19 protein-coding genes and 1 pseudogene are annotated in these 22,979 nt (G+C 62.9%); 10 read left to right on the top strand and 10 right to left on the bottom strand.

What is annotated here, in order from left to right:
• Positions 1 to 93 precede the first annotated feature (93 nt).
• Positions 94 to 1,068: a nucleoside hydrolase gene (locus JaAD80_RS01510; RefSeq protein WP_102292562.1), complete on the top strand. Its 975-nt coding sequence runs from the start codon at positions 94 to 96 to the stop codon at positions 1,066 to 1,068.
• A 3-nt stretch (positions 1,069 to 1,071) separates the two neighbouring features.
• Here JaAD80_RS01510 and JaAD80_RS01505 read toward each other — a convergent pair whose 3' ends face one another.
• The 8 genes from JaAD80_RS01505 to JaAD80_RS01470 form a co-directional block, all read right to left on the bottom strand.
• Positions 1,072 to 2,262 carry an esterase-like activity of phytase family protein gene (locus JaAD80_RS01505; RefSeq protein WP_102292576.1) on the bottom strand — a complete coding sequence of 397 codons (1,191 nt, stop codon included), beginning with the start codon at positions 2,260 to 2,262 and terminating at the stop codon, positions 1,072 to 1,074.
• A gap of 116 nt (positions 2,263 to 2,378) precedes the next feature.
• Positions 2,379 to 3,374 (bottom strand): PHB depolymerase family esterase, encoded by a 996-nt coding sequence (locus JaAD80_RS01500; RefSeq protein WP_102292561.1) that lies wholly within the window; start codon positions 3,372 to 3,374, stop codon positions 2,379 to 2,381.
• A 124-nt stretch (positions 3,375 to 3,498) separates the two neighbouring features.
• Positions 3,499 to 5,718, bottom strand: coding sequence for a TonB-dependent receptor (locus JaAD80_RS01495; protein WP_102292560.1), 2,220 nt, complete (start codon positions 5,716 to 5,718; stop codon positions 3,499 to 3,501).
• A gap of 147 nt (positions 5,719 to 5,865) precedes the next feature.
• Positions 5,866 to 6,660: an alpha/beta fold hydrolase gene (locus tag JaAD80_RS01490; protein WP_102292559.1), complete on the bottom strand. Its 795-nt coding sequence runs from the start codon at positions 6,658 to 6,660 to the stop codon at positions 5,866 to 5,868.
• Positions 6,661 to 6,767: 107 nt separating this feature from the next.
• Positions 6,768 to 7,415, bottom strand: a complete 648-nt coding sequence (locus JaAD80_RS01485) for a TetR/AcrR family transcriptional regulator (protein WP_219726767.1) — start codon at positions 7,413 to 7,415, stop codon at positions 6,768 to 6,770.
• Between the two features lie 86 nt (positions 7,416 to 7,501).
• Positions 7,502 to 8,467 (bottom strand): bifunctional helix-turn-helix transcriptional regulator/GNAT family N-acetyltransferase, encoded by a 966-nt coding sequence (locus JaAD80_RS01480; RefSeq protein ID WP_102292558.1) that lies wholly within the window; start codon positions 8,465 to 8,467, stop codon positions 7,502 to 7,504.
• A gap of 74 nt (positions 8,468 to 8,541) precedes the next feature.
• A complete protein-coding gene (locus JaAD80_RS01475) occupies positions 8,542 to 8,970 on the bottom strand; it encodes a hypothetical protein (protein ID WP_102292557.1) in 429 nt (142 codons plus the stop codon).
• A gap of 114 nt (positions 8,971 to 9,084) precedes the next feature.
• Positions 9,085 to 9,642, bottom strand: a complete 558-nt coding sequence (locus tag JaAD80_RS01470; RefSeq protein ID WP_102292556.1) for a hypothetical protein — start codon at positions 9,640 to 9,642, stop codon at positions 9,085 to 9,087.
• Positions 9,643 to 9,829: 187 nt separating this feature from the next.
• On the opposite strand from JaAD80_RS01470, the gene JaAD80_RS01465 reads away from it, so the two are divergent.
• Positions 9,830 to 10,351 carry a DUF1993 family protein gene (locus JaAD80_RS01465; protein WP_102292555.1) on the top strand — a complete coding sequence of 174 codons (522 nt, stop codon included), beginning with the start codon at positions 9,830 to 9,832 and terminating at the stop codon, positions 10,349 to 10,351.
• Between the two features lie 42 nt (positions 10,352 to 10,393).
• Positions 10,394 to 10,912 (top strand): hypothetical protein, encoded by a 519-nt coding sequence (locus tag JaAD80_RS01460; RefSeq protein ID WP_102292554.1) that lies wholly within the window; start codon positions 10,394 to 10,396, stop codon positions 10,910 to 10,912.
• A gap of 3 nt (positions 10,913 to 10,915) precedes the next feature.
• On the opposite strand, the gene JaAD80_RS01455 is transcribed toward JaAD80_RS01460, so the two are convergent.
• A complete protein-coding gene (locus tag JaAD80_RS01455) occupies positions 10,916 to 11,632 on the bottom strand; it encodes an SDR family oxidoreductase (RefSeq protein WP_102292553.1) in 717 nt (238 codons plus the stop codon).
• A gap of 170 nt (positions 11,633 to 11,802) precedes the next feature.
• Here JaAD80_RS01455 and JaAD80_RS01450 point away from each other — a divergent pair, with 170 nt between their 5' ends.
• Entirely contained in the window at positions 11,803 to 13,107 is a 1,305-nt protein-coding gene (locus JaAD80_RS01450; RefSeq protein ID WP_102292552.1) for an MFS transporter, read from the top strand.
• 57 nt (positions 13,108 to 13,164) lie between these two features.
• Here the strand turns inward: JaAD80_RS01450 and JaAD80_RS01445 are convergent, their stop codons facing one another.
• Positions 13,165 to 13,578: an SMI1/KNR4 family protein gene (locus JaAD80_RS01445; RefSeq protein ID WP_180979252.1), complete on the bottom strand. Its 414-nt coding sequence runs from the start codon at positions 13,576 to 13,578 to the stop codon at positions 13,165 to 13,167.
• A gap of 387 nt (positions 13,579 to 13,965) precedes the next feature.
• On the opposite strand from JaAD80_RS01445, the gene JaAD80_RS01440 reads away from it, so the two are divergent.
• The 6 genes and pseudogenes from JaAD80_RS01440 to JaAD80_RS01410 all read left to right on the top strand — a co-directional run bounded on the left by JaAD80_RS01440 (position 13,966) and on the right by JaAD80_RS01410 (position 22,790).
• On the top strand, positions 13,966 to 15,546 hold the full coding sequence (locus tag JaAD80_RS01440; protein WP_102292550.1) for an isocitrate lyase: 1,581 nt from the start codon (positions 13,966 to 13,968) through the stop codon (positions 15,544 to 15,546).
• 465 nt (positions 15,547 to 16,011) lie between these two features.
• Positions 16,012 to 16,131: pseudogene (locus tag JaAD80_RS31305) on the top strand (LysE family translocator); the annotation flags it as partial.
• A 199-nt stretch (positions 16,132 to 16,330) separates the two neighbouring features.
• Positions 16,331 to 18,379, top strand: a complete 2,049-nt coding sequence (locus tag JaAD80_RS01430) for a M13 family metallopeptidase (protein ID WP_102292549.1) — start codon at positions 16,331 to 16,333, stop codon at positions 18,377 to 18,379.
• Between the two features lie 384 nt (positions 18,380 to 18,763).
• The gene (locus tag JaAD80_RS01420) at positions 18,764 to 19,264 is read left to right on the top strand and encodes an RNA polymerase sigma factor (RefSeq protein ID WP_258002762.1); all 501 of its coding nucleotides are present in this window, start codon (positions 18,764 to 18,766) and stop codon (positions 19,262 to 19,264) included.
• Between the two features lie 12 nt (positions 19,265 to 19,276).
• Positions 19,277 to 20,254, top strand: coding sequence for a FecR family protein (locus JaAD80_RS01415; protein WP_102292547.1), 978 nt, complete (start codon positions 19,277 to 19,279; stop codon positions 20,252 to 20,254).
• A 118-nt stretch (positions 20,255 to 20,372) separates the two neighbouring features.
• A complete protein-coding gene (locus JaAD80_RS01410; RefSeq protein WP_180979251.1) occupies positions 20,373 to 22,790 on the top strand; it encodes a TonB-dependent siderophore receptor in 2,418 nt (805 codons plus the stop codon).
• Positions 22,791 to 22,979 lie beyond the last annotated feature (189 nt).

Here is a 22,979-nt window from a genome sequence, read left to right as displayed (position 1 = left end):
GCTTTCATCAAGAGGGCAGTGGCAGCATTGTACTGATGCAATGCGTGCGCCTGCTAAAATCGCCGCGCCCTTCTTTTTCCCTACAGGCCTGCCATGTCACTCTGCCGTTCCCTGCTGCGCCGCGCCGCGCTCTCGTCCATCCTGCTGCTTGCCGCCCTGCCCGCCAGTTTCGCCGCCGCGCCTGCCCACAAGGTCATTGTCGACATGGATATCGGCGACGACATCGACGACGCCTTCGCCCTGGCCCTGCTGCTGCAAAACCCCGACATCGAGATCGTCGGCATCACCACCGACTGGGGCGACACGGCCTTGCGCGGCCGCCTGCTCGAACGCCTGCTGCGCGAAACGGGCCACGCCCACATTCCCGTCGCGCAAGGCATTGCCACGCCCAACCCCACGCCGTTTACACAGGCCCGCTATGCGCAGCGGGGAGCCGCACCCACGCAGCCGCCGCAGGACGCCATCGATTTTCTGTTGCGCGAGATCAAGCGCCAGCCTGGCCAGATCACGATCCTCGCATTGGGACCGCTGACGAATATCGGCGCGGCCATCGCGCGCGACGCCGCTACTTTCAAGCAGGTAAAGCAAGTGGTCATGATGGGCGGCTCCGTGCGCGCCGGCTACCGCAAGTCGCAGTATGTGCCCGTGCGCCCGGCCGACAAGGAATACAACATCGCGTCCGAGGTCAAGGGTGCGCAGGCGCTGTTCGGCTCCGGCGTTCCCATCGTCATGATGCCGCTCGACTCGACGCAGATACGCCTCGACGAAGTCGAGCGCAACGCCATCTTCGGCCACGGTTCGCCGCTGACGGATGCCGTCACCCTGCTCTACCACCAGTGGATCGACACCTATCAGCCCTGGTCCAGCAACATGCCGTCGCTGTTCGACGTGGTGCCCGTCACCTGGCTGATCGACCCGGCCAGCTGCCCCACGACACCGCTGCGCATCGCCGTCACGGACGATGGTTATACGCGCGAAGTGGCGGGCCAGGCCAACGCCCAGGTGTGCCTGGCGTCGGACCAGCCGCGCTTTTTCCACCTCTTCATGCAGCGCCTGCTGGCACGCTGAACATCAACGCGGCAAGACTTCAAAGACGAGGAACTGCGTCACCTGGATCTTGTCGTGGAAATTGTCGTCCGACACCATCACCAGGCTGGCGTGGCCATTCGCCAGGGTTGGCCCCCAGCTGATGCCTTCGATATTGTCCAGGCGCGGCAAGTTCAATGCATTCATGTCCAGCACCAGGCGCTTGCTGGCCGCCGTATAACTGGCACCGGCCAGCGCCGGCATCGCCTTGACGTCCGTTGCGCCGCGCACATCCATTTCATACACGCGCACAAATTCGTGGAATACACCCTGCGCATCCTGCACGCCGGCCCGCTCGATCACCAGCAGGCGGTGCTCGTCGATGGCGAGGATTTCCGAGATGCCGTTTTCGGCAAAGCGCGTGGGACCGGCGATGGACGCCACCTTGTCCAGCGGATACACATATTGCGCCAGCACCCGGCCATCGCGGCCAAAGCGCGTGATGCGGTTGTGCGCGCCGGAAATGACATCGGCCACCGGCCCATCCTGCAGCAGCGGCGCCTCGATGGCCGCCCACAGCGACTGCCCATCGGCCGCGAAACTCAAGCCTTCAAAGCCCAGGTTGTCGCGCACGCCCGATGGCGTTGCCTGCGCCGCAGCGCCTGGTGCCGGCATGGCAAACATGGCCGGCAGCGGCAAGGTGGCGATCAGGCTGCCATCGGCGCGCGCATGGCGGATGAACGGTTGCGCGCCCAGCTTGCGGTCGCCTTCGCTCGTGTACCAGACGCTGCCATCGCGCGGATCGAGGCGGATGCTTTCGATGTCGGGCACTTCGCCGCCCTTCGTCCGCCATGCCTTCAAGTCCGGATAGGTGCTGCCGTCCGCTTGCAGGTAGAAATGCACGCCCGTAAGTTCGACAGGCGAGACGTGCTGTGCGTCATAGCGCAGCTTTGCGGTATAGAAGCGCGCCGGGTTGATGGCCGAACGGTCATCGCTGGTCATGATCCAGCGCACATTTTTTGCATCGTAATCGATGCCGGACAAGCCGCCCACGGCCGTGCCCTGGTAATCGTGTTGCCAGCCGATGCGCTGCTCGCCGATCAGGCGCAGGCGCAGGCCGCTTTCCGCCACGGCGGAAGGGGTGGCGGGCAAGCCGCGCAAGGGCGCCTGGGCGCAGGCGGCCAGCAGGCTGGCGATGGCCAGCGGGGCAATGATACGGCGCAAGGTGGCGGCCATGGTTTCCTCGTCAGTGATGCGCAATGCTGCGCCGGGACACCATGTCGCCGCGCGATGCGTCGACATTCTGCGGCGCAGGAAGGGGCCGGTCAAGCGCCCTCCCTGCCCGCTGCGTTTTACCGCTGGTAATGCTTGAAGAAATTCCAGCTGATCACGGTGGCATCCGGGCCCAGTTCATCGCTGAACGGCCAGCCCGGCGGGCCGCCGCTCCACGCGTGGTTCATGCCCTCGACCGTGTATTTCTGCGCGATGACGGCGCCATTGTGCAGATACGTGTCGATGGAGTAACTGCGGCCATACGGCACCGTCTGGCGCACGATGCTGTCGGCACGGTAGCGCACGCTGTCATTGTCCAGGCCATCGTCGCCGTAGTCGCTGGTCTGCAGGAATTGCTCGATGGTTTGCTCGCCATTGACGGGGTTGACGACGATGTCGGAGGTGCCGTGGAAAACCATCGTCGGCATCAAACGGCGTGGCGAACCGGAGCAGCGCCAGGCATCCTTGCCGCGCACTTTCGGATCGAACGAGCTGCCGTTGAACAGCGAATCGGCGGCCGTGACCAGGCCCGTGGCGCCCTTGTACATGCCACCCGAATGCACCATCACGGCGGCGAACACATCCGAGTAACAGGCGGCCATGATGGACGCCATGGCGCCACCGGCCGAGATGCCCGTCACATACACGCGGCTGTCCTGCACCGCGTATTTATTCTTGACCTTGTTCAAGATGCCCATCAGCACGGCCGGCTCGCCCGTGCCCCGCTCCTGGTTCAAGGGCAGCATGAAATTCCAGCAGCGCATGGGGTTGGCCGTGGCGTTCTGGCGCGGGTAGACGACGATGAAGTTCTCGCTGTCGGCCAAGGCGTTGTAGCGGCTGACGGCCGCCATGCTGTTGGGCTCGGAACCGCAGCCATGCAGCATCAGCACCACGGGCAGCGGCGTGTTGGGATTGTAATTGCTCGGCAGCCAGACCTGGTACTCGCGCGATCCCCACAGGCTCGTGTACAGGCCGAAGTCCCACTGTCCGGCGGACGCCGGCAGCGCGGCCAGCAAGCCGCAGGCGGCAATGCAGGCAGTAAATAAATGACGCAGTTGTTGATGCAGATGTGCCATGCCAGTCTCCATGATTGTTATTGACGACGAAAACAGCGACCACCAACCGGCCCGGACGTTTGCCAGGCCGGCACTCCCGACCGGCGAAGCGGCACCCAGGGGCCCGCCGCGCCAGCGCAGAACCTTAAAACTTGTAGCTTGCCTTGGCGATGATCTGGCGCGGCGGACCATAGAAACCGTCGAGGATGAAGAGCGCGGGGATGTTGTAGCCATCCGTGCGGTAGCGTTTATTGCCCAGGTTGCTGCCATGCAGGCTCAGGGTCCAGTTCTTCGGCGCTTCCCACACGACGCCAGCCGTCCACATGCTGTAGCCGCCCTGTGCCAGCGTTTCGCTCAAGTCCGTGGTCGGATAGACCTTGCTGCGGTAGCCATAGCCGACCATGCTGCGCAGCGCACCGCCGAAGACGTCGCGGTCCGTGCGCGTCAGGTTCAGGCCCACTTGCCGGCGCGGCGTGTTGCTGAACTTTTGCGTGTCCGCGATATTCTTGCCGCCGCTCATGAACTCGTCGTAGCTGGCATTGAGCAAGGCGAGGAAACCGTTGACTTCCCACTGGCGGTTGGGCCGCCATGAAAACTCGAACTCGGCCCCTTTGACGGTGGCCTTGCCCGCATTCGTGAAGTCGCCATAGAAGCCGGGCAAGCCGCCCGGCTGCACGTAGCTGGTGAAGACGGACAATTGAATGTCCTTGTAGCGGTTGTAGAACAGGGCCACGTTGGCGTCAAACGTATCGTCCGGCGCCGCGTATTTCATGCCCACTTCCAGCGCATCGAGTTTTTCATCCTTGTACGGCCGCGCCGAGTCCGGCACCACCAGGTTGTTGGCGCGCACGTTGTAGCCACCCGACTTGAAGCCGCGCGACAGGTTGCTGTAGAAATTCGTCGTCTTCGACGCTTCGTAGCGCACGGACAATTTCGGCGAGGTATTGCTGACGGAAAGCGACTTGTCGAAGTCGGCCGCCGTCTGGATCGGACGCGTAAAGCCAGAATCGGCAAAAGCGCGGTTGAGCACGATGGCGCGCTTTTCCTCGCGCGTGTGGCGCAAGCCCGCGTTGATGCTCCACACCTTGCCCACCGGCCAGGTCCAGTCCGTGTACAGGGCCGTGCTGTCCGTTTCCACCGTGCTGACGGCGGCCTGGAACTGGCGCCCCAGAAAATTGTTGTAGATGCCGCCGCCGGCCGTGCCTTCGAAACGGTACAGGCCGATCACGCCGGCGCCATAATCGCCGCTGTACGAGGCTTGCAATTCCAGGCTTTTCTGTTCGTCGCGCGAATCGCCAAAGACGTCGGCGATGGGCTGCGGCAAACCGTCGAAGTCGATGGTTTGCTCGGACGTGCTGCGCCGCTTGGCACCGATGACTTTCACCGACCAGTCGTTCGAGATGGTGTAGTTGGCCACCAGCGAGCCGCCCCGGTTATGCGTGAAGTTATTGCCCGGCATGCCGCTTTGGATATCGTACGCATCCGTGCTCGGCGGACGCTTGAGCGGATCGAAGGCGCTCACGCCCATGCGCTGGAAACCGCGCACGCCCGATTTGTCGTCGGTGGCGTCCAGGCTCAGCACGACGGTGAGCGGGATGTCTTGCGGGAAGTAGCCGACGGACAGGCGCGCGGCCGTGCTGTCCTGGTCGCTGACCTGCTCGCCGTTATAGGTGTTGCGGCCGAAACCGTCACGGTCCAGCTTGGCGGCAGCCAGGCGCGCGCGCCAGGTGCCGTTTTCATTCGCCACATTGAAGGCGGCCTTGAAGTTGCGCTGGTTATAGTTGCCCAGACCCACTTCCGCCGAGCCGCCATTTTCCTTTGCCAGCGGACGCGAAATGTACTTGATGGCGCCGCCGATGGTGTTCTTGCCATACAAGGTGCCCTGCGGGCCGCGCAGCACTTCGATGCGCTGCACGTCGAACACGTCGAGCAGCGCGCCTTGCGGCCTGGCCATGTAGACGTCGTCGAAATAAATGCCCACGCCCGGGTCCACGCCCCAGACGGGGTCGGCCTGCCCCACGCCGCGGATAAAGGCCGTCAAGGTGGTGTTCGTGCCGCGCGAGGCGTACACGGTGAGGTTCGGCACGCGTTCCTGCAAGTCGGCCAGGTTCTGGATATTCGCCCGTTCCAGCGCCTTGGCGGAAAATGCCGTGACGGCCAGCGGCACGTCCTGCAGGCGTTCTTCGCGGCGGCGGGCGGAGACCGTCACGGTTTCCATGCGTTCTTTCGCGTCGCTGGCCTCGCTGGCGCTCAGGCCGGCAGCGGGGGCGGGGGCGGGGGCGGCCACCTCTTGCGCCAGCGCATGGGTGGAAAAGGCACCGGCGACGGCGAGTGCGGCGGGCAATAATGTCAAAGCAAGTTTCATAGCGTCTCCAATGTCAGGCTTGCCCACCGCCAGGAAAGATGGCCGGATGCGAGGATCACAAGACGTGGCGGTACCCGCGCGCGTGGAGCGAGCACCTGCCCTGCGATGACGAAATCCGGTCCTCGGCCCGTGCGGCGAGTGGCCTGTTTATTTTGAATTGATGGTAAGGAAGGACTGCAACAAGGTATTCACACGCTGCGCCTGGTCCAGGGGCGTGGCGTGGCGCGAATTCGCAATGACTTCGAATTCGCAATGCTGAAACTGTGCGGCAAAGCCCCGCTTGCTCTCGACGGGCGTGTAATCCTGGTCGGCCGCCATGATCAGGACGGGCATGGCCAGGGCCTGAAAATGCGGATCGATATCCCAGTGAAAGATGGCATCGAGCGCAGCCAGATAGGCACGCTTGTCCATGCCCGCCATCTGCGTGGCGAAGCGCTCGACCAGTGCCTGCTGGGACGCATCGGGAAACAGTTTCCTGCCGATGATCTTGCCCATGGCTTTCAGGCCGAAGGTGGCGATCACCGTGCGGCGCAGCCAGTAGGCAAACAGCAGCGCGGCGGGCTTGCTGCCCTGGAACGGTTGCGAATTGATCAGGCACAAGCTCACCACGCGGCCCGGCGCGCGGTTGGCCATTTCCAGGCCCACCATGCCGCCCAGGGAAAAGCCGACAATATGCGCGCGCGCTATGTCGAGCTGGTCCATCAAGTTGAAGAGGTCGTTGGCGAAGTCGCCGATCTGCCAGTCGCCGGGGGGGGCGGGGCTGCGGCCGTGGCCGCGCATGTCGGGCACGAGCAGGCGGTGCGCACTGCCCAGTGCGACGATTTGCGGGCGCCAGTCTTCGGCGCAGGAACCGAGGCCGTGCAGCAGAAATACCGGCTCGCCGTGCCCCGTGCCGAGGTCGAGGTAATGCAATGGAACATCGGATGTCGTGTGACGCCGCATTCTGTCTCCTTGCTGTTGAACATGCTTTGTGTTCAGGTGCAGGAATATGTTTTCCTGCTGTTGGAAAACATAATACGGAATCCGAATTCCGATTTCAAGTTAAATCGCTAAATATCTGATGTCAGGTAATTTAAAGCAACACGCACCAGCTCATCTTCCAGTGCCGTGCCCGACAAAAAGGACAGGGAACCCGTCAGGGTATGCTGGTTCAGGATGCCCAGCAGCACGGGCGGCACCACCATCATGGCCTGCGTGGGATTCGGGTGGCGGATGCTGGACGACTTGCTGGCCAGCACGGCTACCGTGCGCTGCGAGATCAGGTGGTTGATCTGGTGCACCCGGTCGCGGAATTGCGCATCCTGCGAAGCGCGCGTGATGAGCGCGCGCAACACGCCGCTGCGCCCGCCATTCACGGCCACGAACATGGCCACCATGGCGCGAATGAAGTCTTCCAGGCTGCGCCCTTCCCACTGGCGCAGTTCCGTCAGTGCCTCGACTTTTTCCACCATGTCGGAAAAGAAGCGCTGCAGCAGCAAGCGGCTCAGGGTGTCCTTGTCGCCCAGCAGGCGGTAAAACGTGCCCACCGAGGTTTCCGCCAGTTTGGCCAGGTCGGCCACGCCGATTTCATCGAAACGGTTTTCCGCCAGTAACTGCTCGCCCACCTGCAGCAGGCGCTCGAATGCCTGCTTGCTGCGCGCCTGGGTAGGCTCCGGGGGAACGATCATTTGCGGGAAGGGCATCGGAAAGGAAGGCATGCGGCGTCGGCGTCTCTCAATAGTGGAACCAGGGTTCCGTTATGGGTGCGCGTATTGTAACGCGAGAGACGGCCGATGGGGTGCGTTCAGCCGCGCGGCCTGCCCTGCCACTCCATGTAGACGTCGGCGCGCTGGTAGTGCGCCTCGCCCGCAGGCCGCGCCACATGGACAAAACCGCTGCTTTCATACAGGGCGATGGCCGGCTGCAGCTTGCTGTTCGACTCCAGGAACAGCAATGTTGCACCGCTGGCCTCGAAGGCGTCGAAGGCGCGCTCGATCAGGCGCCGCGCAATACCCAGGCCCTGGCATGCGGGCGTGACAGCCATCTTCGACAATTCAAACGCATCGCCGCCCGCGCGGATCAAGGCGCAGGTGCCGACGATGCGGCCGTCGAGGCGGGCGAGGAAAATCTGCCCGCCAGCGTCGAGAATCGAGCTTTGCGGATCGGACAGCACCTTGTCATCGAGCGCTTCGACATAAAAATAGCGTTCCAGCCATTCAATGTTCAGGCGCTTGAAATCCGCCGCATACCTGGCCCCGTAATCGATGATGTCGACGGCCGCCCGTTCGCGCTGGCGCCGGCAGGCGGCGATCGTCTCGCCAAAACCCTGCGTGTGCAGCCGCGCCTCGGCCCGCTCCAGCAGGGCCATGAATTGCGGCGTGCCCTGCTCGAACACGGCATCGACGGCGGCGCGCACATCGTCCCACAGCGGTGCCATGTCGCGCAGCAAGGCCAGCCCGGCGTCGGACAGCGCCAGCAGACGCCGCCGCTCATCCTTGGCGTCCGGCATTTCCACCACCACGCCGGCATCGAGCAGCTTGCGCCCCAGCTGCACCACCACCGGGTGCGTCTGCCCGATCTGCGCGGCCAGTGCCGTGATCGCCGTGGGGCCGTTGTCGCGCAGCAGCAGCAACAGGGGGAAACAGCGCGACGTCAACTCGACGCCGGCCGCCAGGTAGCTGGCATCGACACCCGCGTACAGTTGATCGGAAAGACGACGCAGGCGGCTGGCCAGCATCAGGGAGCCATAGGTTTGCAGGGTGGAAGACATGTCAGTCAAGATATATGTAAGTATTTACGTATACCGTAACGCAAACCGGCTTGCCATGTCAAGCGCAGGCTTGCCTAGTCCTCATCGTCCGCCAGCGCCGCTTGCAGCCTGGCTTGAAACACGGCATCGGCCACCTCACCCAGCCCTGGCCACACCTGCGTCAACCAGCGCTTGCCCTCGACACTGGGCTCCACATACGCATCGCCCCGCGTGGCGCAGGCCAAGCCGATGGCGATGACTTGCCCTGCATCGTCCAGGCCGCCCGCGATCATCGCATCGATGGGGAATACGATCAGCTCGCGTGTCAGGTGCGGCCGCAGCAGGCAGGCGGGCGCGATGATGGCGAACGACGCTTCCACGTAGCTCCAGCAATTGGTGGGCCAATGGGCGCTTTTCACAGCCGCCAGGAAGGCCGCATCGCTGATGGCGTCCGGCTGCGCTTGCGCCCTTTCATAAAAGGCGGCAAGGGCGACGAGCTGCGGCGGGGAAGTCCAGGTTGACATCGATATTGATCCAGGGAAGGCGGCGAAGGCGGACTGTAGCATGTCCGATGGGCACGCTGGAACACGGCCCGGCAGCTCCTCCGGCAAGCACCCGGCAACGGGACCGAACTGAACTTAACCGGCGCCGCTGCGCTTGAACACCACCGTGGCGCGCGGCTGGGCGTCGCGCTCCAGGTGGTACGTGAGGGTCGTGCCGTCGGCGCTGACGCTGATGGTCCACACATTCGTGGCCGCGCCCTTGACCAGTTTTGCCGTGTAGTCGTCGGCCAGGAACGATTGCGACAAGGCCGAGCCTGTTGTACTGGCCATGCCGCCGTACATGGTCACGGCGTCGGGCGTGCCGTCCGCGTGGCGATGGTCGTGCTGCAAGGCCAGGCCAGTCGGCGTGCGGCTGATGATCCAGGTGCGCGACTTGTCCTCGCCCACCTGGAACGGCACCTTGATTTGCCGCTCGCTGCAGGCGGCAAAGTCCGCATGCAGGCGTTTGCCCGCGAAATCATGCTGGGGATCCTTGGGGTAGACCAGCACGCCGTCAAATTGCTGGCCGCACAGGCTTTTCAGGGTCGCGAAGAATTGATCGCGTGCATCTTGTGTTTGCGCTTGCGCTTGCGCAGCGGCCGGCAGCAAGCCCAGCAAGGAAGCGCAGACGGCGCTGGTGACGAGTGATTTCATGGCGTTCCTATCGAGGGAAAATATGCAAACCCGGGCAGCCAGCGAGGGCGGTCATCCGAGGCTGCCATGGTAGCGGGAACGGCACTCCTTTAGCAAATCATTACAAATTTCAATATGCTAATATCTGGCCCGCCCAGGCCCCACCTGGCGTCAGCCCCCTGCATCTCCGCTCAATCGAGGATTATCCATGTCGGTCTACGCCATCATCATCCCCTGCTTCGCACAAATGCTGCGCTCCCTGAACACGCTGTTAAACAAGGGCGAAGAACATGCCCAGGCACTGGGCTTCGATGTGCAAAACCTGCTCGAGGCGCGGCTGGCGCCGGACATGCACACCCTGGCCAGGCAGGTGGAATTCAGCTGCACCCAGGCGCGGGAAGCCGTCTGCCGGCTGAGCGGGCAAGCGCTGCCCAGGCTCGCCACGCCCACGGACATGGCTGCCGCCAGGGCGCTGATCGCGCAGACGCTGGCAGTGCTGGCCGCCGCCGACCGCGCCGTGATCGACGCCAGCGCGCAGCAGCCCGTGCCGGTCACCCTGGCCGATGGCCTGACCTTCGACATGACGGGCCACGAGTACGCCGTGAACTGGGCCACGCCGCAGTTCTATTTTCACCTGGTGACGGCGTACAACATCCTGCGCCACAACGGCGTGCCGCTCGGCAAGGCAGAATACGTACAGCACATGTTTGCCTACGCGCGCCAGGCCTGACGGCGCGGGTGGACGCCCCTCTCAATCACACTGGAAAGCACCATGCTGTTATCACTCGACGACCCCATCTGGCCCACCCTGGAAGGCGGCTACCGCATCGCGCATGACGCCAGCGCAGCGCTCAAGGCCATGCAGGCGGGAGAAGATGTGTGGCATGAACTGTGGGAAGACTTGCACCACCAGGGCGACGTGGGTGTCGCCTCGTATGCGGCCGTGCCCCAGCTCGTCCACATCCTTGGCAGCGCGCCCGCACGCGAGGAAGATTTCTACGCGCTCATCGCCTTGATCGAGCTGGAGCGCCACCGCAAACATAATCCGCCGCTGCCGGACTGGCTGGCCGACAGCTATCGCGATGCATGGGCGCAATTGCCCGCCATCGCGGCGCGCGACCTGCAAGGCCAGCCTGACCCCGTCATGCTCGATGCCATCTTTGCCGTGCTGGCCATGGCCAGGGGCAATCTGCGGCTGGGCGCGATGCTGCTGCAGATGGACTCCTCGGAAGTGGACGACTGGCTGGAAGAGCGCCTGGGCTGGAGCGAACTTTATCGGGACGGCGTGTAGCGCTTAAAAGCGCTCGTCGCGGATCGCCGGCATCACCAGTTCGCGCACGAAGGACACGTTCGACAAGCTCAGCAGCATGCGCACGACGGCGACGACATCGTGCACGGGAATCAGCTCGCCTTCGCCCCGTTCGGCCGCCTGCGCCAGCGGCACCGACAAGCCATCATAGGTATTCAGATAGCCCAGCTGCAGCGCCGTCACGGCCAGGTCCTGCGCGCGGAAACTTTCACGCAAGGCATCGGCAATGCCACTCAGGGCGAATTTCGACGCGCTGAAGGTCACTTCCGGGCGCCCGCTCTGGCGCAGGCCCGAAGTGGACCCCGTGAGTATCAGCTGCGGCTTGCGGCTGTTGAGCAGCCTGGGCACCAGGCGCTTGAGCAGCAAGATCGTCGCCGTGATGTTGATATTGACCATGTCGACGATGGCCTCGTCGCTATCGTCCAGAAAAGCGTAGTCGTCGCTGAAGGCTTTCTCTTCCCACACACCGAGGTTATAGATGACGGCATCGAGGTCATCGGGCGCTGCGCGGGCGATGCGGGCGACGGCCTCGGCAGGGTCGGCCATGTCCGCCGCGATCCACTGCAGCTGCGTGCCGTCGGCAATGTCCAGGTCGGCAGGCCGCTGGCGCGAGACGCCGATCACGGCATGCCCGTCATGCAACAGGCCATCGGCCAGCGCCCGGCCCAGGCCACGGCTGGCACCCACGATCATGATCTTCATGCGGTATTCCCTTCTGTATTGTGCTGAAATGGAAGGGCGATGATAGTTGCGTTTTATTAAATGTAGCTGAGGAAACCACCGCACGGATGCCCCGCCGCCGCGTTTACGGATTCGGCGGAAATGCGTATGCTAGGTCTGGCAATCTCCGATAACATACAAGAACGAGACACATGCCTAATTCCAATACCGCCGCAACGAACGCCGCAAGCCGTCCCCTCACCCAACAAGACTACAAGACCCTGTCGCTGGCCGCCCTCGGTGGCGCGCTGGAGTTCTACGACTTCATCATCTTCGTCTTCTTCGCCAACGCCATCGGCCAGTTGTTCTTTCCGCCGGAAATGCCGGAATGGCTGCGTTTGCTGCAAACCTTCGGCATCTTCGCCGCCGGCTACGTGGTGCGCCCGCTGGGCGGCATCGTCATGGCCCACTTCGGCGACTTGCTGGGCCGCAAGCGCATGTTTACTCTTTCCATCCTGATGATGGCCGTGCCCACCCTGCTGATCGGCCTGCTGCCCACGTATGCCACCATCGGCCTGGCCGCTCCCCTGCTGCTGCTGTTGATGCGCATCTTCCAGGGCGCGGCCGTGGGCGGCGAGGTGCCGGGCGCCTGGGTGTTCGTCTCCGAACACGTGCCCAGCCGTTTCACGGGCTTTGCTTGCGGCGTGCTGACGGCGGGCCTGACGGTGGGCATTCTGCTCGGTTCGCTGGTGGCGACGGGCCTGAACACCATCTACACGCCGGCGGAAATCGCCGACGGCGCCTGGCGCTACCCGTTCCTGCTGGGCGGCATCTTCGGCTTTGGCGCCATGTATCTGCGCCGCTGGCTGCATGAAACCCCGGTGTTTGCGGAAATGCAGCAGCGCAAGGCCCTGGCGACGGAAATGCCGCTGAAATCCGTGCTGCGCAGCCACCGCGGCGCCGTTGTTGTCTCGATGCTGCTGACGTGGATGCTGTCGGCCGGCATCGTCGTCGTGATTTTGATGACCCCTGCCCTGCTGCAAAAAATCCACCACATCGCGCCCCGCACCACCCTGGTGGCCAATACCGTGGCAACACTGTGCCTGGCCTTCGGCTGCATCATCGCCGGCATGCTGGCCGACCGCCTGGGCGGCAAGCGCGTGATTTTCACCGGTTCCGTGCTGCTGGCCATTTCCACCTACATCTTCTACACCACCGTCGGCAGCCGCCCCGACCTGCTGCTGCCCCTGTACGCCATGACGGGCCTGTTCGTCGGTGTCGTCGGCGCCGTGCCCTACGTGCTGGTGCAAGCGTTCCCGGCGCAGGTGCGCTTTTCCGGGCTGTCGTTTTCCTACAACTTGTCGTACGCGATTTTCGGCGGCCTGACGCCCGTGGTCGTGACCCTGATGCTGAAGAACAACGTGCTGGGCCCTGCCTATTACGTAATCGGCGTGTGCATGATGGGCATGCTGACGGCGCTGTTTATAAAGGATCAACGGCAGACAGTAGGACGCTAAATACACGCAGCGCGCCGGGCTTGCCTCGTGCGCTGCAACAATTACCCCGGCAAGCTATCAGGAAAATAGCAACAGGAAGTCGTCAAAGGAGTTTGAAATCTTTCGCCAGTAATCATCGTCCCACAAGATGACGGATGGTGCCCCCCGGGCACCCCTGAAATCGAGACAGAATGGACTCCCGTCACCGGCCATGCCGAAACAAATGATTCCTGTAAAATCAACGATGTCTGGCATGGCTCCCGGGCCGGCACTGCCACTTCCAGGCTCTCCATAGCAGCCATCGCAGACGAAATACGCCCCAAGCTGCGCTGTCCGGGCAGTCAATTCGACGACATCCGTATAGATGTGCGCCAATTCCGTCTGCAGAACGCGACCGAAAGAATCGAGCTCCTCCTTCAACCTCAAATTGCAGAATCCTGCCGCGTCCCGATATCTTGCCGCAAAAGCAATATACTCGACGGGTAAATCCATACCGTTAATCTGCATCGCTGACGTTACCTTTCACAAGCGGATCATGATATTAAAACAAATGTACCGCTACGCCACCTTCGGGTGGCTTTTTTTTCGCCCCGATTTGTCGCGCTGCACCAAAATCTGAAAAGGCGTTTCACATCGCGGAATTCAGCGCTTGAACCGCCTGCCTCAGCGTTCTCACTTTTTGAAAATTCATTTCACATCATGAAAAATAATAATTAACATCTTTAAAAACAAAGACTTAATTTAAGTTATATGTCTTATATAAGACTTGAACTGCTGCCTGAATCGGCCTACTATTTAGTCATGCAGTTTGCTTCGACAAGACGTTGTGGCGCACTCGGCGATTTTCTCAAACATTGCTTTTCTTTTTAGGAGATTCACATGTCCCAATATCAAGACGACATCAAGGCTGTTGCTGGTTTGAAAGAGCAACAAGGCAGCGCCTGGAACGCCATCAATCCCGAGTCCGCCGCCCGCATGCGCGCCCAGAACAAATTCAAGACCGGCCTCGACATCGCCCGCTACACGGCGAAGATCATGCGCAACGACATGGCCGCCTACGATGCCGACCCATCCAAATACACCCAGTCGCTGGGCTGCTGGCATGGTTTCATCGGTCAGCAGAAGATGATCTCGATCAAGAAGCACTTCAACAGCACCGACCGCCGCTACCTCTACCTGTCGGGCTGGATGGTGGCTGCCCTGCGCTCCGAGTTCGGTCCGCTGCCAGACCAGTCCATGCATGAAAAAACCGCCGTCACCAGCTTGATCCGCGAGCTGTACACCTTCCTGCGCCAGGCCGATGCCCGCGAACTGGGCGGCCTGTTCCGCCAACTGGACGCTGCCCAAGGTGCTGACAAGCAAGCCATCCAGACCAAGATCGACGGCCACGTGACCCACGTCGTGCCCATCATCGCCGACATCGACGCCGGTTTCGGCAATGCCGAAGCAACCTATCTGCTGGCCAAACAGTTCATCGAAGCGGGCGCCTGCTGCATCCAGATCGAGAACCAGGTGTCCGACGAAAAACAATGCGGCCACCAGGACGGCAAAGTCACGGTGCCACATGAAGACTTCCTGGCCAAGATCCGCGCCATCCGCTACGCCTTCCTGGAACTGGGTGTGGACGACGGCATCATCGTCGCCCGTACCGACTCGCTGGGCGCCGGCCTGACCAAGCAGATCGCCGTCACCAATGAACCAGGCGACCTGGGCGACCAGTACAATTCCTTCCTCGACTGCGAAGAAGTGTCGGCCGACGCGTTGGGCAATGGCGACGTCATCATCAAGCGCGAAGGCAAGCTGCTGCGTCCTAAACGCCTGCCAAGCAACCTGTTCCAGTTCCGCGCCGGTTCCGGCGAAGAGCGTTGCGTGCTCGACTGCATCACCTCCTTGCAAAACGGCGCCGACCTGCTGTGGATCGAAACGGAAAAACCGCATATCGCGCAAATCGGCGGCATGGTCAGCGAAATCCGCAAGGTCATCCCGAACGCCAAGCTGGTGTACAACAACAGCCCGTCGTTCAACTGGACCCTGAACTTCCGCCAGCAGGTCTACGATGCGATGAAAGCGGCAGGCAAGGACGTGTCCGCCTACGAACGCGCCCAGCTGATGAGCGTGGAATACGACCAGACGGAACTGGCGCTGGCCGCCGACGAGAAGATCCGCACCTTCCAGGCCGACTCGGCCCGCGAAGCCGGCATCTTCCACCACCTGATCACCCTGCCGACCTACCACACGGCAGCCTTGTCGACGGACAACCTGGCCAAGGAATACTTCGGCGACCAGGGCATGCTGGGCTACGTGGCCGGCGTGCAGCGCAAGGAAATCCGCCAGGGCATCGCCTGCGTGAAACATCAAAACATGTCCGGCTCGGACATCGGCGACGACCACAAGGATTACTTCAGCGGCGAAGCGGCGCTGAAAGCGGCCGGTAAAGACAACACCATGAACCAGTTCTGATTTTCAGCCCTGTCTCAGCATGAAAAGCCCGCTTCGGCGGGCTTTTTTCGTTAATCGAACGGCAATCCAGCTTGCTTAGGGATGTTCATGCTTCATAAGCATTCGCGAATCGATAGCGCCGATGCTAAGGGCAATCGATATCGATATTGTTCTATCCGGTCGTGCTGGCATTCCTGTCATTAACTTCGTAAAAATGAATGAATACTGTCGTGCATCCAGCTCGACCGTGTTACTTCACCGCTGCATTGCCGCCCCTTGCCGCCGGCGTTTTCACAGCGTGGCATCGATGCCGGGAAGACTGTGCTTCGCCGCTCGATTGTTTCGGCGGTTTTGGCTGATTAGGGTAGCTTCGCGGCTTGCCGTGGCGGGTGTTGGCCGCTTCAGTATGAAAATCACAAAGGAGCTCGTGGAATCACGGGCTTTTTTGCTTTGGGGTGCCAGGGTCAAACTGACCCCGGCCCTCTCGCCGACGGCCCGCGCAAGCTGTTTCTGATGGGCTTGACCACCAGCCTTGCCAATCCCGGGAGCGCCGTCATGTACTTGTTACTGCTGCCGCAATTCATCACGCCCGGCCATGGCAGCGTGCCATCGGGCATGGCCGCGAAGATGGCGTGGGAAGGCAAAAGGCAGCATTCCCTGCCGTGCTACCGGATGGCGGGCACGCCCATGGCATGTTGCATTGCAGCACCGTCACGTGCAATTCCTGCGAGTATAATCTTTCGCCACATGCCTGGACACAGCATGCTTTCCACCATGAAGTCAGATTAAAATTAAAGGAATCTTCGTGCACCGTTCCCTGATCAGCGCCGCCTGCTGCGCCTTGTTCGCCCTCTCCTCCCCTTCGCTGTACGCCCAGCAAGCCGCCAGTCCTGCCGCGCCCGTCTCCGGCATCGACTTGAAAACCCTGGACCCGGCCGTCAGCCCGAAGGATGATTTCTACGGCTACGTCAACGGCGTCTGGACGCGCAACACGGAAATCCCGGCCGACAAATCCGTCTGGGGCACCTACATCGAATTGCGCGAAATCGCCCAGGGCCAGCTGCGCGGCCTGATCGACGCGACCCTGAAAAATCCCGGCAAGCCCGGCAGCGATGCGCACAAGATCGCCGATCTGTACACCAGCTTCATGGACGAGAAGGCGCGCAACGCGGCCGGCTTCAAGCCCGTCAAAGCGGACCTGGCCCGCATCGCCGCGCTGAAGGACAAGAAGGACTTGCCGGCCCTGTTCGCCTACCTGCAAGGCAATGGCATCGCCACGCCGTTTTCCGCCTATATCGCGCCCGATGCGCAAGATCCCGAGCAATACACGATCAACATCAGCCAGTCCGGCCTGGGGTTGCCTGACCGCGACTATTACCTGAAGCAGGACGACGCCAAGCTGCAAGCCGTGCGCGCCAAGTACCTGAAACATATCGAGACCATGCTGGCCATGAGCGGCGACAAGCAGGCCGCCGACCACGCGGCGCAGATCCTCGACATCGAGACGCGCCTGGCAGGCGTGCAATGGACGCGCGTGCAGATGCGCGACCCCGTCAAATCGTACAACCGCGTCGCTTTCGACCAGTTCGCCGCCATGGCGCCGGCGTTTGACTGGAAAGCGTATTTCGCCGCCGCCGGCATGGCGAAAAAGGAAAGCTCGGCCGTAGTACGCCAGCCCAGCTTCCTCACCGGCTTCTCCGACACCGTGGCTGCCGTACCGCTGGAATCGTGGAAGAGCTACCTGAACTGGCGCGTCATCGAAAGCTATGCCTCCTACCTGGACAGCGCCACCGTCAAGGAACGCTTCGCCTTCGAAGGCACGGTGCTGCGTGGCGTGCCGCAAAGCGAACCGCAGTGGCAGCTGGCCCTGCGCTTTACGGACAGCGCCCTGGCCGATGCCGTCGGCAAGCGCTACGTGGAAATGTATTTACCGCCAGAAACCAGGCCGCGCGTGATGGCCATGTTCGACAACTTCGTCGCCTCGTTCAAGGACGGCATCGAGCAGCTGGACTGGATGGGCCCGGAAACCAAGAAGGAAGCCCAGCTCAAGCTGGCCGCCCTGAAGCCGAAGATCGCCTACCCGGACAAATGGCGCGACTACAGCAGCATGAAAACCCAGCCGCATGACCTGGTCGCCAACGTGCGCGCATCGCGCGAATGGAGCCGCCAGCAAAACCTGGCCAAGCTGGGCAAACCGGTCGACCGCGACGAATGGTCGATGACGCCGCAAACCGTCAACGCCAGCTACAGCCCGGCGCTTAACGCGATCACGATTCCCGCCGCCATCCTGCAGCCGCCGTTCTTCAACGTGAAAGCGGAAGACGCCGTCAACTACGGCTTGCTGGGCATCACCTTCGGCCATGAAATCAGCCACGCCTTCGACGATTCGGGCAGCCAGTACGACGCCAAGGGCCGTTTGCGCAACTGGTGGACGGCGCAAGACCGCGCCGCCTTCAAGGCCCTGGCCGCCGGACTGGTCAAGCAATACGGCGCCTACAGCCCCGTGCCCGGCTACCACATCAATGGCGAACTGACGCTGGGTGAAAACATCGGCGACAACTCCGGCCTGTCGATCACCTACAAGGCGTATCAGCGTTCGCTGCACGGCAAGCCATCGCCGGTGCTCGACGGCCTGACGGGCGAACAGCGCCTGTACATCGGCTTCGCGCAGAAATGGCGCGCCAAGCTGCGCCCGGAAGCGGCCATTGCGCAAATCAAGAGCGATCCGCATTCGCCCGGGGAGTTCCGCGCGAAAGGTACCGTGAAGAACCAGCCTGGCTTCTATGAGGCGTTCGACATCAAGCCGGGCGATCCGATGTATCTGGCGCCGGAGCAGCGCGTGATCATGTGGTAAGGGTGCACGGGCTGATGCGCCGGGCGCGGTCATAGCGTCCGCCATCCGGACCTGATCCGCAGCCCAAGTTGCACAGCCACCGCAAGGTGCCATGCCGTTCACTCCAGACTGAACGGCATTTTTTATGCGCCAAGCATTTACGCGCAGGCTTCCCGCCGCCTCGCCTGCCGGGCCGGGCCGGCAAGGCAAGACAAGGCAAGGCAAGGCAAGGCAAGGCGATGAGCATCATCAAGTTCATTACCAAAAGTAATCAAGTCCAGTATAATCAAATAGGAATGATTCTTATTTATAGTAGCATCCTGCCCAGTGGCCCTCACCGCGCACGCGCCATCCAGCCAGTCGTGCGCGCCGCGAGGGACAGCATCGCCGGGCATGGCAGCCGCCATGGGAGCAGCACGCGTGACCCTGCATTACTACAACGAATTGCTTGGCTACTTCACCCGCTCCGTGGCGGACCGCCACACGGCGACCGACATCGTCCAGGAGTGCTATGCGCGGCTGATCGCCATGGAAGCCCGCACGGCGCCGCATAATCCACGCGCGCTGCTGTATCACATCGGCAAGAACATCGTCACCGACGGCGCCCGGCGCAAGCTGGCCGAGTCGCGCATGCTGGAAACCCTGACCCTGATCGCCGCCGATGCCGCCCCTTCGCTGGAACGCGAAGCGTGCGCGCGCCAGCAGCTCGGGCGCCTGCTGTCGCGCCTGGAAGCGATGCCGCGCAAGCGCCGCGAGGCCTTCATCCTGGTGCGCCTGTATGGCTTGACGCATGCGGAAGCGGCCCGGCAGATGGCATGCACGGAAGCTGCCATCGAAAAACACATCGTGCGCGGCGTCATCGACTGCATCGATTTGCGCCGCCTGTTCGCTGACGCACAGCATTGATTCTCCTGCGCCATGTCTCCACGCCAGTCCTTTGAGCACGCCCTCCTGCTGATCGCCCGCTGCCACGGCGGTGGTGCGGCGGTGGCGCAGGCGGCCGAGCAGGAACTGAACAGCTGGCGCGCACACAGCGGCGACAACGATGCCATCTATCGCCTGGCGCTGAACGCCTGGCATGCCTCCAGTCCTGACGGGTTGCAGGAGCATATCGCGCGCCCGCTACCGGCAAGCATGCAACGCCGCAAGGTCGTCGCGGCGCTGGGCCTGCTGGGGATGGCCTCCCTGAGCGGGGCTGCCGCGCGCTGGCACTGGTTGCAGCCGGTGGAACTGGCCGCACTGAACACCGGCCAGTCGCAGTTGCTGCTGCAGCGCATGGGCGACGGCAGCGAACTGCACCTGGCCGCACGCACCCGTGCCGCTGTCGCGTATTACCGCGACCGGCGCGAGGTCACGCTGCAGACCGGTGAAATTCACCTGCGCGTCAGCCGCGATGCCGCGCGGCCGTTCAGCGTGCACACCCCATGGGGCAAGGTGGCGGTGCTGGGTACCACCTTCACGGTGGCCGTGCGCGACAGCGCCATGTACGTCGAAGTCGCGGAAGGCCATGTGGCGGTGTGGAGCGGCCAGGGCAGCGGCGAAAACAGCCAGTTGCCCGGACGCATACCGGACGCCAGCCTGCACGCTGGCCAGGCGGTACGCATCGGCGCCGATGGCGCGGGCGATGTGCACAGCGTGGCGCTTGCCAGCATCGGCGCCTGGAAAGATGGCTGGATGGTATTTAACGGCACGCCGCTCGGCGAAGCCGTGCTGCGCTGGAACGACTACCTGGCGCAACCGTTGCTGATGGGTACGGACAAGGCGCTTGCCGACCTGCGGCTGACGGGCAGCTTCCGTCTCGCCGAGCCCGACGTTTTCCTGCGGGTGCTGCCAACCATCCTGCAGGTCAGGCTGGTGCGGCAGGAAAATGGGCAGGCCATCATCCAGCCCCGGTAAGCAAGTCCCCTGGCCGCAATCCTGCGCCGCCAATGCTTTGCTGCGCATGGAAAAATAATTGTCCGGTATGCGGGAAGTTCTGCGTCTTCAGCAAGACAACTTACCTAAAGGACATACCATGCCTGTGCAGCACCTCCGCGTCACCTCCATCAAGCACCACGCCGGCACTGCGGCGCAGCGCCAGTGCGCCCTGTCGGCAGCGCTGCTGGCGGCATGCGCCCTCTTCGGCCATCCCATGGTCGCCCATGCCCAGGGCGCCTTGCCGGCCGCCTCGGTGGCGGTGGAAAGGCCATACGCCATCCCGGCCGGGCCCTTGGGCCAGGCCATCAATGCGCTGGCACAGCAGGCAGGCACGGCAATCTCCGTCAACGCCGCATTGGTGGAAGGAAAAAACGCGCCCGCCGTCCAGGGTACGATGACTTTGCAACAGGCGCTCGACACGGCTCTGGCGGGCAGCGGCCTGGCGGCGGCCAGGAACGGCTCGGCCATGGTGGTCGTGCCCGCCGGCCAGGCCGCGGCGCAGACGCTGCCCGGCATCACCGTCCAGGCCGAGCAAGACACGGCCAGCGATCCCGTCTTCGGCTATGTTGCCCGCCGCGCCGACACGGCCACCAAGACCGGCACGCCCATGCGCGAAATCCCGCAATCGGTCTCGGTGATCGGGCGTACGGAAATCGAGGCGCGCGGCGCACAGGACGTAATGGCCATCGTGGCCCAGACGCCCGGCATTTCCGTCAATACCTATGGCCCGGACAACCGCGGCTGGGAATATATTTCCCTGCGCGGCTTTAGCGGCAACAGCGGCAACTTCCGCGACGGCCTGGCGCAAACGCCCTTCGGCATCGTCTACCGCATGACCGAACCCTACCTGCTCGAGCGCGTGGAAGTGCTGCGCGGACCGGCCTCGGTGATGTTCGGCCAGGCCGACGCGGGCGGCATCATCAACCGGGTCAGCAAGCTGCCAGGCGGCGATCCCGTGCGCGAAGTGGAGCTGCAGTACGGCAGCTTCCAGCGCAAGCAGATCGGCATCGACCTGGGCGACAAGTTCGCCCCGGACAGTGACTTCAGCTATCGCCTGACTGGCGTGGCGCTCGACAGCGACGACCAGGACCGCTACCCGACGGGCCAGCGCATCAACCGCAAGCGCTACGCGCTGGCGCCCTCGCTGCGCTGGTCGCCAAACGCGGCAACTTCGCTGACGGTGCTGGCCGAGTTGCTGCGCAATGAGTCGGGCGAAGATCCCTACTACGCGATCGCCGCCGACAAAAGCCTGACGCGGGTGAAGATGGGCGACCCCGCATTCAGCCGCATCAGGCAGGACCAGAATTCCCTCGGCTACCGCTTCGAGCATGCGTTCAGCGACGACTGGAGCGTCCGCCAACACTTCCGCCACACGGATAACCGCGTCAAGCGCCGCGTGATCTGGGTGGACGCACTGCAAGCGGATGAACGCACCTATACGCGCATCGCGCGCACCTGGGACGACAAGCACCAGCACACAGGGCTCGATACCCAGCTGCTGGGAAAACTGCACAGCGGCAACGTCAGCCAGACCCTGCTGTTTGGCATCGACTGGAACCGCTCCAAGGGCGATGCGAACCGCTTCATCGGCCCGACGCGGGATCTTGACCTGCTCAACCCCGTCTACAACTTGCCCATCGCCATGCCGACCAAGCCATGGGCGAACTACACGCAGACGGCTGAACAGACCGGCTTGTATGCGCAAGACCAGATCAAGCTGTACGAGCGCTGGGTAGTGACCGTGGGCGGCCGCCAGGATTACGCGCGCAGCGTCACCGACGACCGGCTCGACGCCAGCCACACCGTCCAGAGCGACAGCGTCTTCAGCGGCCGCGCCGGGCTGAACTATCTGTTCGCCGATGGCTGGGCGGCCTACGCCGGCTACACGCAATCCTTCCTGCCCAACAATGGCCTGGACTACAACAACGATCCGCTGAAACCCAGCCGCGGCAAGCAGGTAGAGACCGGCATCAAATACCAGCCCGAGAATTCGCGCCTCTTCTTTGGCGCCGCCCTGTTTGACCTGCGCAAGACCAACGTCGTCACTTATGACAACATCAGCGGCGATACCCGCCAGATCGGCAAGCAGCGCTCACGCGGCATCGAGCTGGAAGCCAAGGCAGAACTGACGCGCGACCTGAACCTGGTGGCGTCGCTGACCAAGATGAACCTGAGGGTGCTGGAAAGCGCCGACCGCACCGAAGCCGGCAAAGTGCCCGCCACGGAACCGCAGCAGATGGCCTCGCTCTGGCTGGACCAGACACTGCCCAAGGGCATCGGCATCGGCGGCGGCATCAACTACGTCGGCCCGCGCCAGAACGACGAGGCCAACACCTCGCGCGCAGGCGGCTATGCGATCTTCACCGGCATGCTGAAATACGAGACAGGGCGCTGGCTGCTCAGGCTCAACGCCAGCAACCTGCTCAACAAACAGTACAACACCATCTGCTACCACGGCGAATGCTACCTGGGCGCCGAGCGCACGGTGACGGCGACGCTCAAGTACCGGTTTTGATTGGGGGGCGGGCTGCTTGGTTAGCGGCTCGTTTATCTGGCGATTTTTGATTTTTTTCTTGGCGCAGGAAGGCTTGGTCTGGTCAAGGTCAGGCGCTATGGCGACATGCCAGCGTCCGTGGCCGCGCGCTTCACGTATCTGGATTCCACACCCTGAACAGAACCACGATCAGCAAAAGGCGCAATGCCT

Origin of the sequence: Janthinobacterium sp. AD80, assembly GCF_002878455.1 — a bacterium.
Classification (GTDB): Bacteria; Pseudomonadota; Gammaproteobacteria; order Burkholderiales; family Burkholderiaceae_D; genus Janthinobacterium.
Note: the sequence above shows the minus strand (reverse complement) of the source record. Positions and strands in the feature narration are given on the sequence as shown.

Bases quoted from the DNA above. Each gene is read 5' to 3' on its own strand.
- JaAD80_RS01495 (WP_102292560.1), bottom strand. From the start codon at position 5,718: ATGAAACTTGCTTTGACATTATTGCCCGCCGCACTCGCCGTCGCCGGT.
- JaAD80_RS01410 (WP_180979251.1), top strand. From the start codon at position 20,373: ATGCCTGTGCAGCACCTCCGCGTCACCTCCATCAAGCACCACGCCGGC.
- JaAD80_RS01455 (WP_102292553.1), bottom strand. From the start codon at position 11,632: ATGAAGATCATGATCGTGGGTGCCAGCCGTGGCCTGGGCCGGGCGCTG.
- JaAD80_RS01465 (WP_102292555.1), top strand. From the start codon at position 9,830: ATGTCGGTCTACGCCATCATCATCCCCTGCTTCGCACAAATGCTGCGC.
- JaAD80_RS01460 (WP_102292554.1), top strand. From the start codon at position 10,394: ATGCTGTTATCACTCGACGACCCCATCTGGCCCACCCTGGAAGGCGGC.
- JaAD80_RS01450 (WP_102292552.1), top strand. From the start codon at position 11,803: ATGCCTAATTCCAATACCGCCGCAACGAACGCCGCAAGCCGTCCCCTC.
- JaAD80_RS01475 (WP_102292557.1), bottom strand. From the start codon at position 8,970: ATGTCAACCTGGACTTCCCCGCCGCAGCTCGTCGCCCTTGCCGCCTTT.
- JaAD80_RS01500 (WP_102292561.1), bottom strand. From the start codon at position 3,374: ATGGCACATCTGCATCAACAACTGCGTCATTTATTTACTGCCTGCATT.
- JaAD80_RS01445 (WP_180979252.1), bottom strand. From the start codon at position 13,578: ATGGATTTACCCGTCGAGTATATTGCTTTTGCGGCAAGATATCGGGAC.
- JaAD80_RS01510 (WP_102292562.1), top strand. From the start codon at position 94: ATGTCACTCTGCCGTTCCCTGCTGCGCCGCGCCGCGCTCTCGTCCATC.
- JaAD80_RS01420 (WP_258002762.1), top strand. From the start codon at position 18,764: ATGGGAGCAGCACGCGTGACCCTGCATTACTACAACGAATTGCTTGGC.
- JaAD80_RS01470 (WP_102292556.1), bottom strand. From the start codon at position 9,642: ATGAAATCACTCGTCACCAGCGCCGTCTGCGCTTCCTTGCTGGGCTTG.
- JaAD80_RS01440 (WP_102292550.1), top strand. From the start codon at position 13,966: ATGTCCCAATATCAAGACGACATCAAGGCTGTTGCTGGTTTGAAAGAG.
- JaAD80_RS01415 (WP_102292547.1), top strand. From the start codon at position 19,277: ATGTCTCCACGCCAGTCCTTTGAGCACGCCCTCCTGCTGATCGCCCGC.
- JaAD80_RS01505 (WP_102292576.1), bottom strand. From the start codon at position 2,262: ATGGCCGCCACCTTGCGCCGTATCATTGCCCCGCTGGCCATCGCCAGC.
- JaAD80_RS01490 (WP_102292559.1), bottom strand. From the start codon at position 6,660: ATGCGGCGTCACACGACATCCGATGTTCCATTGCATTACCTCGACCTC.
- JaAD80_RS01485 (WP_219726767.1), bottom strand. From the start codon at position 7,415: ATGCCTTCCTTTCCGATGCCCTTCCCGCAAATGATCGTTCCCCCGGAG.
- JaAD80_RS01480 (WP_102292558.1), bottom strand. From the start codon at position 8,467: ATGTCTTCCACCCTGCAAACCTATGGCTCCCTGATGCTGGCCAGCCGC.